Raw genomic sequence first — 17,271 nt, 5'->3', positions numbered from 1 at the left:
AGGGGGCTGCGACCGGGGAGGTCGGCCGAGCCGGAGGTGGGAGGTAGGCCCGGTGGGAGCAGTGCCGAGACGGTTGGGTGCGAGCCTGCGTGTGGTCGCCGCGGCCGCCGTGCTGGTCGTGAGCATCGGGGCGGGCACCGCGGTCGCCGCGCCGCCGCCCCCGCCCAACCCCAGCGACGACCAGCTCGACAGCACCCGGGCGAAGGCCAACGCGCAGGCGACCCAGGTCGGCCGGCTGACCAACCAGGTGGCGCAGGCCGAGGCCCGGCTCATGGAGCTGCAGGCCGACGTCGAGCTCAAGATGGAGGACGCCAACAAGGCGCTCGTCGACCTGCAGACCGCGCAGGACGCGGCGGCGCAGGCCAGGGCGGACGCGGACGCGGCGAAGGCCGAGGCGGCCAACGCGGCCACGGCCATCTCCGACGCGCGCAAGAACCTCGACGAGTTCGCCGCGGGCAGCTACAAGCAGGGCACCGCGATCGGCTCGATGTCGGCCTACATCGGCGCGAAGTCGCCGGAGGACCTGCTCGCCCGGGCCGAGCTGCTGAACGCGGTGGGCGGCAGCCAGCTCGACGCGCTCGACAGCATGGAGGTCGCGCGCACCGCGAAGGCCAACAAGGACTCGGCCGCCCGCGCCGCGCTGGCGCTCGCCAAGGAGAAGGAGACGCAGGCCCGGTCGGCGAAGGTCGCCGCGGACGCGGCCACCGCGGCGGCCCAGCAGGCACAGCAGGACGGCGTCGCCGAGACGCAGCGGGTCGAGGCGCAGAAGTCGAGCGCGGAGTCGCAGCTGATCGCGGCGCAGTCGGCGGTCAGCGGGCTGGAGAGCCAGCGCGACCGGTACCAGGCCTGGCTCGCGGCCAAGCAGCGCGAGGACGCGTTGAAGGCCCAGCAGGCCGCCGAGGGCAACGGCGGCGGGGGTGGCGGTGGCCGGCCGGTCGCGGCGCCGTCGAGCGGCTCGGCGCGCTCGGTGATCAACCGCGCGCTGTCCCAGCTCGGCGTGCCGTACGCGTGGGGCGGCGGCAACGCCCACGGCCCGACCCGCGGCATCCGCGACGGCGGCGTGGCGGACCTGTACGGCGACTACGACAAGATCGGCTTCGACTGCTCGGGCTTGATGATCTACGCGTTCGCCGCGGCGGGCTACCGGCTGCCGCACTACAGCGGGTACCAGGCGCACGCCGGCCGGCGGGTGCCGCTGAGCCAGAAGGCCCCGGGCGACATGCTGTTCTGGGCGACGGGCGGGCGGATCCACCACGTGGCCCTCTACATCGGGGACGGGCAGATGGTGGAGGCGCCGCACTCGGGGTCGCGGGTGCGGGTGGTCTCGGTGCGCTACGGCGGCATCGTCCCGTACGCCACCCGCCTGCTCTGACGTTCGGCCGACCTGGGTCTTCACAGTGGTCATACCGGGGTTCCGCTTGTCTATCGAGGGGGGAAACCTGACCCTGCACCTAGGAGGTAGGTAGTGACCGAGCCGGCTGAGTCGGTGAACGGATCCGGGGCCGAGCCAAGCACGCCCGCCCGCGACGCACAGCTGCTCGAGCGCACCGTGTTCGAGGTCAAACGGGTCATCGTGGGGCAGGACCGGCTCGTCGAGCGGATGCTCGTCGGCCTGCTGTCCCGGGGGCATCTGCTCCTCGAGGGTGTCCCGGGCGTCGCCAAGACCCTCGCCGTCGAGACGTTCGCCAGGGTCGTCGGCGGGTCGTTCACACGCGTGCAGTTCACCCCCGACCTCGTCCCCGCAGACATCCTCGGCACCCGGATCTACCGGCAGGGCGCCGAGAAGTTCGACGTCGAGCTGGGGCCCGTCGTCGCCAACTTCGTGCTCGCGGACGAGATCAACCGCGCGCCCGCCAAGGTGCAGTCCGCGATGCTCGAGGTCATGGCCGAGCGGCACGTCTCCATCGGCGGCCAGACCTTCCCGATGCCCGACCCGTTCCTGGTCCTGGCCACCCAGAACCCGATCGAGAACGAGGGCGTCTACCCGCTGCCCGAGGCGCAGCGCGACCGCTTCCTCTTCAAGATCATCGTCGACTACCCGACGGCCGAGGAGGAGCGGGAGATCGTCTACCGGATGGGCGTCACGCCGCCGGAGCCGGGCCAGGTGCTGAGCCCGGCCGAGCTCGTCCGCCTCCAGGGCGTGGCCTCGCAGGTCTTCGTGCACCACGCGCTGGTCGACTACACCGTCCGCGTCGTGCTGGCCACCCGGACGCCGCTGGAGCACGGGCTCAACGACGTCGCCGGTTGGGTCGCCTACGGCGCCTCGCCGCGCGCGAGCCTCGGCATCGTCGCCGCGTCGCGGGCCCTGGCGCTGATCCGCGGCCGCGACTACGTGCTGCCGCAGGACGTCGTGGACGTCGTGCCGGACGTGCTGCGGCACCGGCTCGTCCTGTCCTACGACGCGCTCGCCGACGGCGTCCCGCTCGACCACATCATCTCGCGCGTGCTGCAGACCGTGCCGCTCCCGCAGGTCTCCGCCCGACCCCAGTCGGGCGGTGTGCAGCCGCCGCCGGTCGGGGTGGCCGGCAGGCCGTGACCAAGGACAAGCACAAGACCCGCGACCGCCCGTCGTGGGCGCCGCCGATCATGCAGGGCGAGCGGATGGAGCACGGGCTGCGCCTGCTCGAGCTCGACGTCCGCCGCCGGCTCGACGGGCTCCTGCAGGGCAACCACCTCGGCCTGGTCCCCGGACCCGGCTCCGAGCCCGGCGAGGCCCGCGCCTACCAGCCCGGCGACGACGTGCGCCGGATGGACTGGGCGGTCACCGCGCGCACGACCATCCCGCACATCCGGGAGACCGTCGCCGACCGCGAGCTCGAGACCTGGCTCGTCGTCGACCTGTCCGGCAGCCTCTTCTTCGGCACGGCGGCGTGCGAGAAGCGCGACCTCGTCGTGGCCGCGACCGCCGCGATGGCACACCTCACCGGCGGCGGCGGGAACCGGATCGGCGCGGTCATCGCCACCGGCGAGCGGACGGTCCGGGTCCCCGCCCGCGGCGGCCTCGCGCACGCCAGGGGACTGGTCCGCAAGATCGCCGAGACCCCGCGCGCACCCGAGGGTGTGCGCGGTGACCTCGCCGACGCCATCGAGCAGCTGCGCCGGCCGCCGCGCCGGCGCGGGCTCGCCGTGGTGATCTCCGACTTCCTCGGCGACATCGACTGGCAGCGGCCGTTGCGTGCGCTGTCCACCCGGCACGACCTCATCGCCGTCGAGGTGCTCGACCCGCGGGACGTGGACCTGCCCGAGGTCGGCACCGTCGTGCTCGCCGACCCGGAGTCCGGGCGCCAGCGCGAGGTCCACGCGTCGGCGTTGCTGCGCAAGGAGTTCGGCGCGGCCGCGGCCGAGCACCGGGCCGACGTCGCGGCCGCGGTGCGCCGGGCCGGCGGCGGGCACCTGGTGCTGCGCACCGACTCGGACTGGATCGCCGACACGGTCCGGTTCGTCGTCGCCCGCAAGCGACGGTGGTCCGGAGGAGGGGTGGCCTGATGAACCTGAGCTTCCGCAACTTCACCGCGCCCTGGTGGTTCCTGCTGCTGGTCGTGATCGCGTTGATCGTGGTCGGCTACGTCGCCGTGCAGCGGATGCGCCGCAAGCGCGTCATGCGGTTCACCAACCTGGCGCTGCTGGAGAAGGTCGTGCCCAAGCGGCAGGGCTGGATCCGGCACGTGCCGGCGATCGTGCTGGTCGCCTCGCTGATGCTGCTCACCACCGCGATGGCCGGGCCGACCGCCGAGCAGCGCGTGCCGCGCAACCGGGCCACCGTGATGCTCGTGATCGACGTGTCGCTGTCGATGGAGGCCACCGACGTCAAGCCGACCCGGCTGCGGGCCGCGCAGGTCGCCGCGAAGGACTTCGTCACCGGCCTGACCCCGGGCATCAACCTGGGCCTCATCGCGTTCGCCGGCACCGCCACCGTGCTCGTGTCGCCCACCACCGACCGCAACGGCGTCTCCAACGCGATCGACAACCTGCGGCTCGCCGAGTCCACCGCCACCGGCGAGGCGATCTTCGCCGCGCTGCAGGCGATCGAGGGCTTCGCGCAGGTCATCAGCGGAGTGGACGGCGCGCCCCCGGCCCGCATCGTGCTGATGACCGACGGCAAGCAGACCATCCCGACCGACGACGGCAACGACCCGCGTGGCGCGTTCACCGCGGCCAGGGCGGCGGCCGACCAGAAGATCCCCGTGTCCACGATCTCGTTCGGCACGCAGAGCGGCGAGGTCACGATCGACGGCAAGAACCAGCCGGTGCCCGTCGACGACGAGTCGATGCGCGAGATCGCCCGGCTGTCCGGCGGCGAGTTCTACCGTGCGGCGACGGCCGACCAGCTGCACCGCGTCTACGACACGCTCGGTGAACAGATCGGCTACGAGACCAAGGACGCCGACGCCAGCAGACCGTGGCTCGTGCTCGGCACGCTCGCCGCGCTGATGGCCGCCGGCAGCGCGTTGTTGATCGGTCAGCGTCTGCCCTGATCATCTTTGGCCACCCATATGGGTTATATGTCCGGAAGATGCCAATCCGCGGTTGACCCAACCTCGACGCCGCGTCCGCAGGGGAAGCAGATAATCTTGCGTACGCAATCATGGGTCCTACCGAGGAGCAGGTGTGGGACGTTCTGTGCTGGTTACTGGCGGTAACCGAGGAATCGGGCTGACCATTGCCCAGGCGTTCGCGGCGCAGGGGGACGACGTCGCGGTGACCTACCGCGGCAAGCCGCCGCCGGAGAGCCTGTTCGGGGTCCGCTGCGATGTCACCGACGTGGCCCAGGTCGACGCCGCCTTCAAGGAGGTCGAGGAGGCGCAGGGGCCGGTCGAGGTGCTCGTGTCCAACGCCGGCATCACCGACGACACGTTGCTCATGCGCATGTCCGAGGACCAGTTCACCCGGGTGCTCGACGCCAACCTCACCGGCGCGTACCGGGTCGCCAAGCGGGCCTGCCGCGGCATGCTCAAGGCCCGCTGGGGCCGGATGATCTTCATCTCCTCGGTCGTCGGCCTCACCGGCGGCCCCGGCCAGATCAACTACGCGGCGAGCAAGGCCGGCCTCGTCGGCGTGGCCCGCTCGATCGTGCGGGAGATGGGCAACCGCAACATCACCGCGAACGTGATCACGCCGGGCTTCATCAGCACGGAGATGACCGACGCGGTGTCCGAGGAGCGCCGCGAGGTCATCCTCGGCCAGGTGCCCGCGGGCCGGTACGGGCGCACCGACGAGGTGGCCGCCGCGGTCACGTTCCTGGCCTCGGACGCGGCCGGCTACATCACCGGCGCGATCGTGCCGGTCGATGGTGGACTCGGCATGGGGCACTGACGGAGGCACTGACAGACTGGGGCCCCCCACCGACCAACCAGGAGGGTCGCTCGTGACCGGTCTGCTCGAAGGCAAGCGCCTGCTCATCACCGGTGTGATCACCGATGCGTCGATCGCGTTCCACGCGGCGAAGGTCGCCCAGGAAGAGGGTGCGACCGTGGTGCTGACCGGCTTCGGCCGGATGAGCCTGGTCGAGCGGATCGCCAAGCGCCTGCCGCAGCCGCCGCCGGTGATCGAGCTGGACGTGCAGAACAAGGAGCACCTGGACACGCTGGCCGACCGGGTGGGCGAGCACGTGGACGGGCTCGACGGTGTCCTGCACGCCATCGCCTTCGCCCCGCAGACCTGCCTCGGCGCGCCGTTCCTGGACGCGCCCAAGGAGGACGTGTCGGTCGCGGTCGAGGTCTCCGCGTACTCGTTCAAGTCGCTCGCCGTGGCGCTGCTGCCGCTGCTGTCCCGCGGCTCGTCCGTGGTCGGCATGGACTTCGACGCGCGGGTCGCGTGGCCCGCCTACAACTGGATGGGCGTGGCCAAGGCCGCGCTGGAGTCGGTCAACCGGTACCTCGCGCGCGACCTCGGCCCGCACGGCGTGCGGGTCAACCTCGTCTCGGCGGGTCCACTGAAGACGATGGCCGCCAAGTCGATCCCCGGCTTCGGCGACCTCGAGAGCGGCTGGGCCGACCGGGCGCCGCTGGGCTGGGACGCCGAGGACGCGGTGCCGGTGGCGAAGTCGATCTGTGCCGTGCTGTCCGACTGGCTGCCCGCCACGACGGGTTCGATGATCATGGTCGACGGCGGCTTGCACGCAACGGGCCAGTAGGTGGACGCGTTGCTCTGGCTGTCCTTCGGCGGCCCGGAGAAGCCCGAGGACGTGCGCCCGTTCCTCGAGAACGTGACGCGCGGTCGAGGGGTGCCGCCGGAGCGGCTGGCCGAGGTCGAGCACCACTACCAGTCGTTCGGCGGCGTGTCCCCGATCAACGAGCTGAACCGGTCCGCCATCGCCGCGGTCACGGATGCCTTGGCGCGGCACGGTATCGAGCTCCCCGTGTACTTCGGCAACCGCAACTGGCACCCGATGGTCGAGGACACGGTGGGCCGCATGGCGGCCGATGGGGTGCGGCGCGCGCTGGTGTTCCCGACCAGCGCGTACGGGGGTTACTCGGCCTGCCGCCAGTACGACGAGGACATCGTGCGCGCCCGCGCGGCGGTCGGCGCCGGCGCGCCGGACCTGGTGAAGCTGCGGCAGTTCTTCGACCACCCGCTGTTCGTGGGCGCGTTCGCCGACGCGGTCCGGTCGGCCGGCGAGGGGTTCGCGGACTACCGCCTGGTGTTCACCGCCCACTCGGTGCCCAGGTCGGCGGACGTCGCGTCCGGCCCGCCGGCCGAGGGTGGCGGCCGGTACTCCGGCCAGGTCGCGGAGGCCGCGCGCCTGGTGGCCGCCGAGGTGGGCGTGGCGGACTACGACGTGGTGTGGCAGTCGAGGTCGGGGCCGCCGCGGATCCCGTGGCTGGAGCCGGACATCCTCGACCACCTGGAGGCGTTGGCGGCCAAGCAGGTGCCGGCGGTGGTGGTGTGCCCGGTGGGCTTCGTGAGCGACCACCTCGAGGTGGTCTGGGACCTCGACACGGAGGCGGCGGCGAAGGCGGCCGAGCTGGGCCTGGGGTTCGCGCGGGCGGCGGCGCCGAGTGGGGACCCGCGGTTCGCGGAGTTGGTCGTCGAGTTGGTGCGGGAGCAGCTGGCGGACGCGCCCGTCCGGAAGCTGTCGGACTTCCCGGTGGCGGGTCGCACCGTCAATGGCGCGCCTTGTGCGGAACTGTGCTGCGAGGTTCCCCGTCGGCCGGGGGCCGCGGCGTCACCGCCGGCACCATGAGGCCTCCGCCGTGGTTGTGGCCGTGGTCAGCGCGGGCGCAGGTAGGCCTCGCCGCGCGGGGAGAGCCGGTAGCCGACCTCCAGGCTTAGCGTCAGGCCCAGGTTCTTGAGCTTGCGAACGTCCACTTTGAACGGCAACATCTCCCGCCCAAGCTCCTCCGCCAGGTCCCCGGCCCGTACCGCGGGCCGCCGCTGGACGATGGCCAACGTCTCGGAGGTCCAAGCCCCGTGCGACGACGCCGCGTCGAGCCGGGCGAGGCGGCGGGAGATCTCCTCGACGTCCGAAGTGGACAGATCGGCGGAGCTGGCCAGCAGGTCGCGCGGGTCGGGCTCGTCGGCACGGCGCAGGCGCAACAGGTAGACCGGATCGTCGGGGGAGCCGCGTAGGTCGGCGACCACCTCGGCCACCGTGCGATACCCGGCCGCGATCGCGTCGGCCCGGCGGATGCGGCCGGGCCTCACCTCGGCGACCGAGTCGACGACGACGCGCCCGGCCGCGGTTCGATAGACCCTGCCGGCGGTGACCTGGCGTCGGTGCCACCGCCGGAACATCACCGTGATCGACCCGTCGCGGATGCCCGCGTGCAGGCGCTTCTCGATGAGCACGGCTGGAAGACTAGAGGCGGCCGGCGTGGTCCGACAGCGTGCGCACGGCGTCGGCGACGGCGGCGCAGCGCGCGGTCCGCACCGCGTGGAACAGCGGGCGCAGCGCCTCGGCCCGCTTGAGCGCGGCCGACGCGGACAGCGCGCCACCCGGCTCGTCCTCCATGGCCAGCTCCAGGATCGCGGACACCTCGGCGGCCCGCTGCAACACGCGCAACGCCCGCTGCGGCATGCCGGCCGGCCAGCTCGCCTTGGTCCGCTCGGCGATCCTGGCCTGCAGCTCCTCCCGCACCCCGGCTCGCTGCTTGGCCACGCCGAGCTCGATGAGCATGCCCGCGGCCACCCGCATCGCACCGGTCAGCTCGTGCTCGGCCTCGCCCAGCGGCACGTTGGCCGCCGGCGGCAGCTGGCCCACCTCGAACACGATCCAGCGGACGATGCCGGTGTCGACCGCGCGGCCGAGCCGCTCCGGCACGACACCCAGGTTGTCCAGCACGACCGCCTCGCCGGCGCGCAACGCCTCGGTGGCGAACGCACTGGGCCCGCCGAGCCCGCGGACGTCACCGGGCACCGGCATCACGAGCCGCCCGCCGTCCACGCCGGCCCGGCGCAGTGCGGCGAGCAACGCGGCGGGCGCACCGCCGGGCTCGCCACGCACCGGGAGCTCGAGGGTGGCCGCCAACGACTCGTCCGCGGCGACCACCTCGTGCAGCTCGGCCCAGTCCTGCAGGGCATCGAGGACGTCGTCGGCGGCAGCGGCACCGCTCAACCAGGCCGACGACCACACCGCCATTGTCGCGCTGGGGGATGACACGAACGCAAAGATTACGCGATAACGCCCGCCACCCGATCGGGGTGGGGTGCTTGTCGCATCACGGCTTCGCGGGCCCGACGTTGCGCTCCAGCACCTCGCGGAACCGGCGCCGCTCCTCCTGCGCGCCGAACGCGCGGTTGGGCACCGGGAACAGGACCGTCGCCTCGTCGGTGCGCAGTACGAAGCTGCGGTTGGTCTCCAGCCACCCGGCGAGCGTCGACCAGCGCAGGTCGCTGTACGCGGTGCCGTCGACGGTCATCATCCGCATCGAGGAGTCGTCGATGGTGGCGGTCACCGTGGCCGCGGCCACGGGGTTGCGCCGGAACGAGGAGCTGACCGCGAGCATCGGCAGCGCCGCGATGACCGCCGCGCAGGCCAGCCCGAACACCCCGGGCAGCGGCTCGCCGAGCGCCACCAGCACCGCGCCGAACACCGCGAGCACCGCCGCGAACCACGGCGACCACCGGTACAGCGGGGTCACCGCACGCAGCGCGTCGCCCCAGTCGCCCGGCTGCGGGTCCCAGCGCAGTTCCAGCTGATCGTCCGCCATTCCCGTGTCGCCCTCCCAGCCAGCGCGTTCGTGAGCAAAACTAGGCGCATGACACATCCCGCACGGGTCCGGGTGGAACGGGTACGGGAAGCGAGCACCGCTACGACCCTAGAGCTTTTCTTCGATCTGGTGTTCGTGTTCGCGCTGACCCAGATCACCGCGCTGATGGCGGACGACGTCAACGGGCGCGGGCTGCTGCGCGGGGTGCTGCTGATCGCCGTCGTGTGGTGGTGCTGGGTCGGCTACTCGTGGCTCACCAACGTGGTCAAGGCCGACGAGGGCGCGACCCGGATCGCGCTGCTGGTCGCCATGGCCGCGATGTTCCTGCTGGCGCTGGCCATCCCGGAGTCCTTCGTGGACCTTCCGGGCGGGTTGCCCGGCCCGACCGTGTTCGCGCTCGCCTACCTCGCGTTGCGGCTGACCCACCTCGTGCTGTTCTGGGCCATCAGCGGCGACGACGGAGGGCTGCGCCGCCAGATCGCGATGTTCGCGCCGACGATGATCGGCGGCACCGCGCTGCTGCTGCTCGCCGCGAACACCTCCGGCGACGCGCAGCTGCTGCTCTGGCTCGCCGCGGTGGTCGCGGACTACGGCGGCACGCTCGTCATCGGCTCCCGCGGCTGGCGGCTGGGCTCGGCCCGGCACTTCGCGGAGCGGCACGGGCTGATCGTCATCGTCGCGCTCGGCGAGTCGATCGTGGCCATCGGCGTCGGCGTCACCCACCTGCCGATCTCCTGGCCGATCATCGTCGCCGCCACGCTGGGCCTGGCGGTGTCGGCGAGCCTGTGGTGGGTGTACTTCGACACCGCCGCGCTGCTGGGCGAGCACGCGCTGAGCCAGGCCCGCGGCGAGCACCGGGTGTCGATGGCCCGCATCGCGTTCACCTACCTGCACCTGCCGATGCTCGCCGGCATCGTGCTGCTGGCGCTGGGGTTGAAGAAGGTGCTCGAGTACGTCGGCGACACCGGGCACCACACGCTGTCCGACCCGCTCTACGGCATGCCGCTGTGGGCGATGTACGGCGGCGTGGCCGTCTACCTGCTCGCGCACGTCGGCTTCTCCTACCGGTGCTACCGCAAGCTCAAGCTCCTCCGGCTGGCCGCCGCCGCGGTGTGTGTGGTGCTCGTTCCGCTCGTGGCGAACCTGCCGGCGCTCGCGAGCCTGGGTGTGCTGGCGGTGGTGCTGATCGCGCTGAACGCGGTGGAGACGATCAGGTTCGCCGAGGCCCGTAGCACGGTGCGGCACGGCTCCGACGCCGGCTAGCTGGAGCTGCTCTACGTCGACACATGGCCCGGACCTTGCGTAGCGTCGAACAGGTGACACCACCCGAGAACCTCCCGAGGACCGTGGGAGAGCTGCGCGCGGCCGAGTTCTACCCGCGCGGCGTCAAGACCGAGATTCGCGAGAACCTGCTCGCCGCACTGCGCGACGGGCGCAACCCCTGGCCGGGCATCGTCGGCTTCGACCGGACCGTGCTGCCCCAGCTCGAGCGGGCACTGCTGGCCGGGCACGACGTGGTGCTGCTGGGCGAGCGCGGGCAGGGCAAGACCCGGCTGCTGCGCACCATCGTCGGCCTGCTGGACGAGTGGACGCCGGTCATCGCCGGCGCCGAGCTCGGCGAGCACCCGCTCGACCCGATCACCCCGGAGTCCCGCCGGCGCGCCGAGGAGCTCGGCGACGACCTGCCGGTGGCCTGGCGGCACCGATCCGAGCGCTACAGCGAGAAGCTCGCCACCCCGGACACCTCCGTCGGCGACCTCATCGGCGACGTCGACCCGGTTAAGGTGGCCGCCGGCCGCACGCTGGGCGACCCCGAGACCATCCACTTCGGACTCGTGCCGCGCGCGCACCGCGGCATCGTCGCCATCAACGAGCTGCCCGACCTCGCCGAGCGCATCCAGGTGGCGCTGCTGAACGTCATGGAGGAGCGGGACATCCAGGTCCGCGGCTACACGCTGCGGCTGCCGCTCGACGTGCTCATGGTGGCCACGTCCAACCCTGAGGACTACACCAACCGCGGGCGGATCATCACCCCGCTCAAGGACCGGTTCGGCGCCGAGGTGGTCACCCACTACCCGCTCACCGTGGCCGCCGAGGTCGACGTGATCAAGCAGGAGGCCGAGCTGCTGGCCGAGGTCGGCGAGCCGCTGCTGGAGGTGCTGGCCCGGTTCGTGCGCAACCTGCGCGAGTCCTCGGCCATCGACCAGCGTTCCGGGGTGTCCGCCCGGTTCGCGGTCGCCGCCGCGGAGACCCTGTCCGCCGCGGCCCTGCGCCGCTCGGCGCTCGTCGGCGAGGACCCGCCGATCGCCCGGCCCATCGACCTCGAGGCCGTGCCCGCCGTGCTGCGCGGCAAGCTCGAGTTCGAGTCCGGCGAGGAGGGCCGGGAGACCGAGCACCTCACCCACCTGCTGCGCCGCGCGGTCGCCGAGACGGCCAAGGACAAGTTCGCCGGCCTGGACCTGCGGCCCATCGTGGACGTCGTGGTCGACGGTCACCTCGTGGCCACCGGCGAGCGGGTGACCGGCGCCGAGGTGCTGGCCGCGCTCCCGGAGCTGCCGGTGCTGCACGAGGTCGCCGCCCGGCTCGACGTCATGCCCAGTGACCCGCCGGGCCGGATCGCCGCCGCGGTCGAGCTGGCGCTGGAGGCGCTGTACCTCAACCGCCGGCTGGCCAAGGACTCCGAGGACAACGGCGGGATGACGGTGTACGGGCCGTGACCAGCGCGGACCGGTTCTCCTACGGCCCGTGGCACGACGGGCCGGACCCGCTCGCGCCGCCGGTCGACCTGCGTGACGCGCTCGACGCCATCGGCCGCGACGTCATGGACGGCCGCTCGCCGCGCTCGGCGCTGGAGGAGCTGCTGCGCCGCGGCACGCCCAACACGTCGGGTCTCGACGAGCTCACCCGCCGGCTCTGGCAGCGGCGGTCCCAGATCCAGCGCCGGCACAACCTCGACGGCACGCTGCAACAGGTGCGTGAGCTGCTCGACGAGGCGCTGCGGGCGGAGAAGGCGAAGCTGTTCCCCGACCCGGACGACGACGCCCGGTTCCGCGAGGCGCAGCTCGACGCCCTGCCGTCGGGTACGGCGGCCGCGGTGCGCGAGCTGGCCGAGTACGACTGGCGCTCGGACGAGGCCCGCGAGTCCTACCGCAAGATCCAGGACCTCCTCGGCCAGGAGCTGATGGAGTCCCGGTTCCAGGGCATGAAGCAGGCGCTGGAGAACGTGCGGCCGGAGGACACCGAGCGGATCCGGCGGATGATGGCCGACCTCAACGATCTGCTGCTGTCGCACCTGCGTGGCGAGGACACCACCGAGCAGTTCCAGGACTTCATGCGCCAGCACGGCGAGTTCTTCCCGGAGAACCCGCGCAACACCGAGGAGCTCGTCGACGCGCTGGCGCAGCGGGCGGCCGCGGCCCAGCGGATGATGAACTCGATGTCCGAGCAGCAGCGCTCGGAGCTGGCCGAGCTGATGGCCGGTGCGTTCGGCGATCCCCGGCTGGTCGACCAGATCGCGTCGCTGGATGCCAACCTGCGCGCGCTGCGGCCGGGCGAGGACTGGACCGGGTCCGCGCGCTTCCGCGGCAACCAGCCGATGGGCCTCGGCGAGGGCGCGCAGGCCATGGCCGACCTCGCGGAGATCGACGCGCTGGCCGAGCAGCTCGCGCAGTCCTACCCGGGCGCGCGGCTGGAGGACATCGACGTCGAGGCGCTGGAGCGCCAGCTCGACGAGGACGCCAGGGTCGACGCCCGGCGGCTCGCCGAGCTGGAGAAGGAGCTGCGCGAGCAGGGCCTGCTGGAGCGCGCGCCGGACGGGTCGCTGCGGTTGTCGCCCAAGGCGTTGCGCCGGCTGGGCCAGACCGCGCTCAAGGACGTCGTCAACGCCGCGCGCCGGCAGGGTCAGCGCGACGCGCGCAACGCCGGCGCCGCGGGGGAGCCCACCGGGTCCACCCGGCCGTGGCAGTTCGGCGACACCGAGCCGTGGGACACCTCGCGGACCGTGCGCAACGCGGTGCTGCGGACCGCGTCGACGGGCTCGATCTCGCTGGACGTGGTCGACGTCGAGGTGGTCGAGACCGAGCAGCGGGCGCGGGCCGCGGTGGCGCTGTGCGTGGACACGTCGTGGTCGATGGTGCAGGACGGCCGCTGGGTCCCGATGAAGCGGACCGCGCTGGCGCTGCACCAGCTGATCACCACCCGGTTCCGGACCGACGCGTTGCAGCTGATCACGTTCGGCCGGCACGCGCGGTCGGTGGAGCTGGCCGAGCTCGTGGGCCTCGAGGGCGTGTGGGAGCAGGGCACCAACCTGCACCACGCGCTGCTGCTGGCCGGCCGGCACCTGCGCCGGCACTCGGACGCGCACCCGGTGGTCCTGGTCGTCACGGACGGCGAGCCCACCGCGCACCTGGAGCCGGACGGCGCGGCGGTGTTCGACTACCCGCCGCTGGACAGCACGCTGCGCAAGACGGTCGCGGAGGTCGACGCGCTGGCCAAGCTGGGCGCGTCGGTCAGCGTGTTCATGCTGGGCGAGGACCCGAGCCTGGCCCGGTTCGTGGATCTCATCGCGCGGCGCAGCGGCGGCCGCGTGGTCAACCCGGACCTGGACGGCCTGGGGGCCGCGGTGGTCGGTGACTATTTGCGCACCAGGCGGCCGCGGTCCTGACCAACGAGCCCACCTGTACACCCTCAGCTCAGCGAGCCGAGCTCGGCGACCACGTCGCAGAGGTCGGGGTGGGCGGACTGGACGGACGACAGTATGGCCACCGTCGCGCGGTAGACGAGCTGTTCGAGTTCGGCTACGGGAACGTCGCAGTCGTGCGTGAGCCAGTCGATCGTCGCCTCGTCGAGCATGCCCATGATGCCGCGGATGGCGATGCGCAACGACGGTGGCGGTTCGGCGGTGAGGCCGAGGAGGTCGAGGACGAACTCGGCGCCGGCCCGGCGGCCCCGCTCGAACAGCTCGTCGATCTCGGGATCCTGTCCCCCGGCGCGCATCATGGCGAGCATGGTGTGGACGTGGCCGCGCCGATATTCGATGTGGCGCCGGAACAGGCCGCGCAGCCGCTGTTCCCGGGTGTCCTCGTCCGCGCGGGGTTTGTGCAGTTCGAGTATCTCGTCCAGCATCCCTTGCAGGACGGCGACGTACAGCCCGCGTTTGTCCTTGAAGTGGTAGAACAGCAGGCCGTGTGCGACGCCGGCCGCCTCGGCGATCTCATGGATGTAGATCTCGTCGTAAGGCTTGCGTGCGAACAGGTCGGCCGCGACAGCGACGAGCGCCGCCCTGCGCTGCCCGCGCGCCGGCTTGTCGGAGCTCATCCCGGCAGCCCTCCCGCTGTCATCGCGTTGCGCAGTTCCCCGATGCCGTCGATGGCCACCTCGACAGTATCGCCGGCCTTCAGGTAGGTCCCGGACGCGAGCCCGACCCCGGCCGGCGTGCCGGTGAGGATGAGATCCCCAGGTACCAGCGTGATCGTGGCGGAGACCGCCGCGACGAGCTCGGCCACCGAGAACAGCATGTCGCTGGTCCGGCCTTTCTGCCGTAGCTCGCCGTTCACGTGGGTGGTGATGGCGAGATCGAGTGGCTGCGTGAACTCGTCCGGTGTCACCACGACCGGCCCCAGCGGCTTGAAGGTCGGAAACGTCTTGCTGCGCCGGACCGCCGGCAGGTCGACCACGGCTCCGTCGCGCATACCCCGGAACTGCACGTCGCGCGCCGACACGTCGTTGGCAACGGCCAACCCGCCCACGTGGTGCCACGCGTCGGTGGCGCGGATGTCCTTGCCACCGGCCCCGATGACGACGGCGAGCTCGGCCTCGTAGTCGACGTGGCCGGGCGCCTCGGGGGGCAGCACGATCGGCGAGCCGGGTCCGGTGAAGAGGTCGCGCCCGGCCGACACCGCGAAGAACTGCGGCGCGGTCGGCAGGACGATGCCGGCCTCGGCCACGTGGTCCCGGTAGTTGGCGCCGACCACGACAACCGTGGCCGGCGCGGACACCGGCGCGAGCAGGGTGACCGAGCCAGGAGCCACCCGGTCGGTCACCCGCGCGGTGCGCGCTTGGGCAACGTCGTCAGCCAGCAGGCTCCCGACGTCCGGGTGGGGAAGGTCCAGCAGGAGCAGCGCGTCGCCATCGCCGCGGGCCAGCCCCCGGGTGGTGCGGTACAGGCGCATCACGTCACCGGCTTCCGGCGAGGATCGTGATCCGGCGCGCGGAGATGCGCCACGCGCCGTCCGCGCCACGGGCGAGCACGTCCCGAACCTGGCTCAACGCGCGCGGCCTCGGGCTCGCCGACCGGTCGTCGCCCAGCACGTAAAGCTGGAGATGACAGTCCGACTCGGCGACGTCAGGGCCGGTGAGCCGGAACGCCGACGGAGTCAGGACGTGCACGGTCGTCCTGGCCGCGGCCTCCCGCTCCAGCATCGCGCCGTGGAGGTCCGCGCCGCGGAGCGTCACGTCACCGACCTGTTTCGTCGCGTCCGACAGTGTCAGCGTCCCGTCGACCGTGTACAGCCCGGCCGCCTGGGCCGCGTGCCCGTCGTCGATCAGCTGGAACGACGCTCGCACGACGTCCGCACAGGCGAAGCGCGCCGCCACGTCGGTCGCGCTGCCGATCACCATGTCGGCGCCGCCAGTTCGGCGGCGGGTTCGCCGGCGCGCAGCCGGGTGAGCATCGACTCGGGGTCGAACGCCTCGCCCACCGGGTTGTTCGCGAAACTGTCGGACTCCAGGAACGCCGTGCCCGCTTCGGGAGTGTCGAAGTTGTCGATCTGCAGCTCGATCTGGTTGCCGTCCGGGTCGGCGTAGTACAGCGAGGTGGTCGGCCCGTGGTTGATCGCCACGACCGGCAGCACCGAGTCGTTCTTCAGCCGCTCCCAGTTCTCGAGCAGGTCCCGCAGCGTGCTGTAGGTGAAGGCGATGTGGGCGAGCCCGTGCGGCGGCAGCGCCGCGATCTCCTCCGGTGACAGCTCGGCAGGTCCGTCGCCGATCAGCGCCTCGGCCCCCGCCGCCCGCATGGCTGCCGGGTCGGCGATGGCGACCCGGTGGTGCTCCTCGTCGTAGGTGAGGAACACCATCCCGGGCGCCTCGTGCACGACCCGGCCGTCGAGCAGCCGCACGTACCAGTCACGCATGACCGGAACCCGTTGGGAGTAAAGGACGACATGAGACAACTTCGCCGGTGACGCCATGATCACCACTCCTTCGACGTGACGCTGATATCACCACCATAGCTTGACTTGACTTCAGGTCAAGAGCACGCTTGGTGGTGTAGCCCGCCCCATCACGTCGTTGGAGGCCACCATGAACGCCGCGCAGTTCGGCGTCTTTCTCAGCCCGCGCCGCGACGGCGCGGCCGCTTTGCTGGACCACGCGCAGACGGCCGAGCACGCGGGTTTCGACTACGTGTCCATCCAGGACCACCCCTACGTGCCGGACTTCCTGGACCCGTTCGCGATCATCGGCGTGCTGGCGGGCCGGACCGAGAACCTGCGGTTCGTGACGAACGTCGCCAACCTGGCGCTACGGCCGCCCGCGATGCTGGCCAAGACCGCCGCCAGCCTCGACGTCCTCTCCGGTGGCCGGTTCGAGCTGGGCCTGGGTGGCGGCCGCTCCTGGCCGCAGATCCTCGGCATGGGCGGACCGCACTGGGCACCCGGCCAGGTGTTCACGGCCACCGACGAGGCGATCACGATTCTGCACGCGCTCTGGCAGCCCGGGCCGCCCATCGACGTCCAAGGGGAGATCTTCCACCTCCCCGGCATCGCCCCCGGCCCGGCGCCCGCCCACCGCGTCGGGATCTGGCTGGGCGTCGGCGGACCTCGGATGCTGCGGCTCGCCGGCCGCCGCGCGGACGGCTGGATCGCCCCACTGGGCACGCCGTACGAGACCAAACCCGCCGCACAGGACCTGATCGACGCGGCCGCGCGGCAGGCCGGCCGGGAGCCCACCGACATCCGGCGGGTCATCCAGCTCGTCGGCAGGATCACCGACCACGCGCACACCACCGAACGCCCCCGCACCGGTTCCGGCGGTCAGCCGATCCGCACCACACCCGAGGTGTGGGCCCGCATCATCGCGGAGTTCCTCACCACCGAACGGTTCGACACGGTCAACTTCGTGCCCG

18 protein-coding genes are annotated in these 17,271 nt (G+C 72.2%); 11 read left to right on the top strand and 7 right to left on the bottom strand.

The window, feature by feature from the left end; all coding sequences use genetic code 11:
- Nucleotides 1–61: 61 nt before the first annotated feature.
- The 7 genes from VGD70_RS25985 (at nucleotide 62) to VGD70_RS25955 (ending at nucleotide 7,183) form a co-directional block, all read left to right on the top strand.
- Nucleotides 62–1,372: an NlpC/P60 family protein gene (locus tag VGD70_RS25985; protein WP_414638056.1), complete on the top strand. Its 1,311-nt coding sequence runs from the start codon at nucleotides 62–64 to the stop codon at nucleotides 1,370–1,372.
- Nucleotides 1,373–1,465: 93 nt separating this feature from the next.
- Nucleotides 1,466–2,536, top strand: coding sequence for a MoxR family ATPase (locus VGD70_RS25980; RefSeq protein ID WP_331085766.1), 1,071 nt, complete (start codon nucleotides 1,466–1,468; stop codon nucleotides 2,534–2,536).
- A 50-nt stretch (nucleotides 2,537–2,586) separates the two neighbouring features.
- Entirely contained in the window at nucleotides 2,587–3,486 is a 900-nt protein-coding gene (locus VGD70_RS25975; RefSeq protein ID WP_331085806.1) for a DUF58 domain-containing protein, read from the top strand.
- The gene (locus tag VGD70_RS25970; RefSeq protein WP_414638055.1) at nucleotides 3,486–4,475 is read left to right on the top strand and encodes a VWA domain-containing protein; all 990 of its coding nucleotides are present in this window, start codon (nucleotides 3,486–3,488) and stop codon (nucleotides 4,473–4,475) included. Before VGD70_RS25975 ends, VGD70_RS25970 begins: the two co-directional genes overlap by 1 nt.
- A gap of 133 nt (nucleotides 4,476–4,608) precedes the next feature.
- On the top strand, nucleotides 4,609–5,313 hold the full coding sequence (gene fabG, locus VGD70_RS25965) for a 3-oxoacyl-ACP reductase FabG (protein WP_331085764.1): 705 nt from the start codon (nucleotides 4,609–4,611) through the stop codon (nucleotides 5,311–5,313).
- A 52-nt stretch (nucleotides 5,314–5,365) separates the two neighbouring features.
- Complete coding sequence (fabI, locus tag VGD70_RS25960; protein WP_331085762.1) at nucleotides 5,366–6,133, top strand: enoyl-ACP reductase FabI; 768 nt, start codon at nucleotides 5,366–5,368, stop codon at nucleotides 6,131–6,133.
- Complete coding sequence (locus VGD70_RS25955) at nucleotides 6,134–7,183, top strand: ferrochelatase (protein WP_331085760.1); 1,050 nt, start codon at nucleotides 6,134–6,136, stop codon at nucleotides 7,181–7,183.
- Between the two features lie 26 nt (nucleotides 7,184–7,209).
- Here VGD70_RS25955 and VGD70_RS25950 read toward each other — a convergent pair whose 3' ends face one another.
- Genes VGD70_RS25950 through VGD70_RS25940 form a run of 3 tightly spaced genes read right to left on the bottom strand, consistent with a single transcriptional unit; the run spans nucleotide 7,210 to nucleotide 9,149 of the window.
- A complete protein-coding gene (locus VGD70_RS25950) occupies nucleotides 7,210–7,788 on the bottom strand; it encodes a hypothetical protein (RefSeq protein WP_331085758.1) in 579 nt (192 codons plus the stop codon).
- 10 nt (nucleotides 7,789–7,798) lie between these two features.
- Nucleotides 7,799–8,599 carry a hypothetical protein gene (locus VGD70_RS25945; protein WP_331085756.1) on the bottom strand — a complete coding sequence of 267 codons (801 nt, stop codon included), beginning with the start codon at nucleotides 8,597–8,599 and terminating at the stop codon, nucleotides 7,799–7,801.
- Between the two features lie 58 nt (nucleotides 8,600–8,657).
- Nucleotides 8,658–9,149 carry a YcxB family protein gene (locus tag VGD70_RS25940; RefSeq protein WP_331085754.1) on the bottom strand — a complete coding sequence of 164 codons (492 nt, stop codon included), beginning with the start codon at nucleotides 9,147–9,149 and terminating at the stop codon, nucleotides 8,658–8,660.
- Nucleotides 9,150–9,197: 48 nt separating this feature from the next.
- On the opposite strand from VGD70_RS25940, the gene VGD70_RS25935 reads away from it, so the two are divergent.
- Genes VGD70_RS25935 through VGD70_RS25925 form a run of 3 tightly spaced genes read left to right on the top strand, consistent with a single transcriptional unit; the run spans nucleotide 9,198 to nucleotide 13,812 of the window.
- Entirely contained in the window at nucleotides 9,198–10,412 is a 1,215-nt protein-coding gene (locus VGD70_RS25935) for a low temperature requirement protein A (protein ID WP_331085753.1), read from the top strand.
- A gap of 53 nt (nucleotides 10,413–10,465) precedes the next feature.
- Complete coding sequence (locus VGD70_RS25930) at nucleotides 10,466–11,866, top strand: sigma 54-interacting transcriptional regulator (protein ID WP_414638054.1); 1,401 nt, start codon at nucleotides 10,466–10,468, stop codon at nucleotides 11,864–11,866.
- Nucleotides 11,863–13,812, top strand: a complete 1,950-nt coding sequence (locus VGD70_RS25925; RefSeq protein ID WP_331085749.1) for a VWA domain-containing protein — start codon at nucleotides 11,863–11,865, stop codon at nucleotides 13,810–13,812. Before VGD70_RS25930 ends, VGD70_RS25925 begins: the two co-directional genes overlap by 4 nt.
- 23 nt (nucleotides 13,813–13,835) lie before the next feature.
- Here the strand turns inward: VGD70_RS25925 and VGD70_RS25920 are convergent, their stop codons facing one another.
- From VGD70_RS25920 to VGD70_RS25905, 4 genes are read right to left on the bottom strand one after another with little or no spacing between them, the layout of a single operon-like run.
- Entirely contained in the window at nucleotides 13,836–14,465 is a 630-nt protein-coding gene (locus VGD70_RS25920; protein WP_331085747.1) for a TetR/AcrR family transcriptional regulator, read from the bottom strand.
- The gene (locus tag VGD70_RS25915; RefSeq protein WP_331085745.1) at nucleotides 14,462–15,319 is read right to left on the bottom strand and encodes a fumarylacetoacetate hydrolase family protein; all 858 of its coding nucleotides are present in this window, start codon (nucleotides 15,317–15,319) and stop codon (nucleotides 14,462–14,464) included. The genes VGD70_RS25920 and VGD70_RS25915 overlap by 4 nt, the downstream gene beginning before the upstream one ends.
- Nucleotides 15,320–15,323: 4 nt before the next feature.
- Complete coding sequence (locus VGD70_RS25910; protein ID WP_331085744.1) at nucleotides 15,324–15,767, bottom strand: nuclear transport factor 2 family protein; 444 nt, start codon at nucleotides 15,765–15,767, stop codon at nucleotides 15,324–15,326.
- The gene (locus VGD70_RS25905; protein WP_331085742.1) at nucleotides 15,761–16,336 is read right to left on the bottom strand and encodes a VOC family protein; all 576 of its coding nucleotides are present in this window, start codon (nucleotides 16,334–16,336) and stop codon (nucleotides 15,761–15,763) included. The genes VGD70_RS25910 and VGD70_RS25905 overlap by 7 nt, the downstream gene beginning before the upstream one ends.
- A 112-nt stretch (nucleotides 16,337–16,448) precedes the next feature.
- Here VGD70_RS25905 and VGD70_RS25900 point away from each other — a divergent pair.
- The coding region (locus VGD70_RS25900; protein ID WP_331085740.1) for an LLM class flavin-dependent oxidoreductase at nucleotides 16,449–17,271 on the top strand (823 nt) is incomplete at its 3' end.

Source organism: Actinophytocola sp. (genome assembly GCF_036402745.1).
Classification (GTDB): domain Bacteria; phylum Actinomycetota; class Actinomycetes; order Mycobacteriales; family Pseudonocardiaceae; genus Actinophytocola.
Note: the sequence above shows the minus strand (reverse complement) of the source record. Positions and strands in the feature narration are given on the sequence as shown.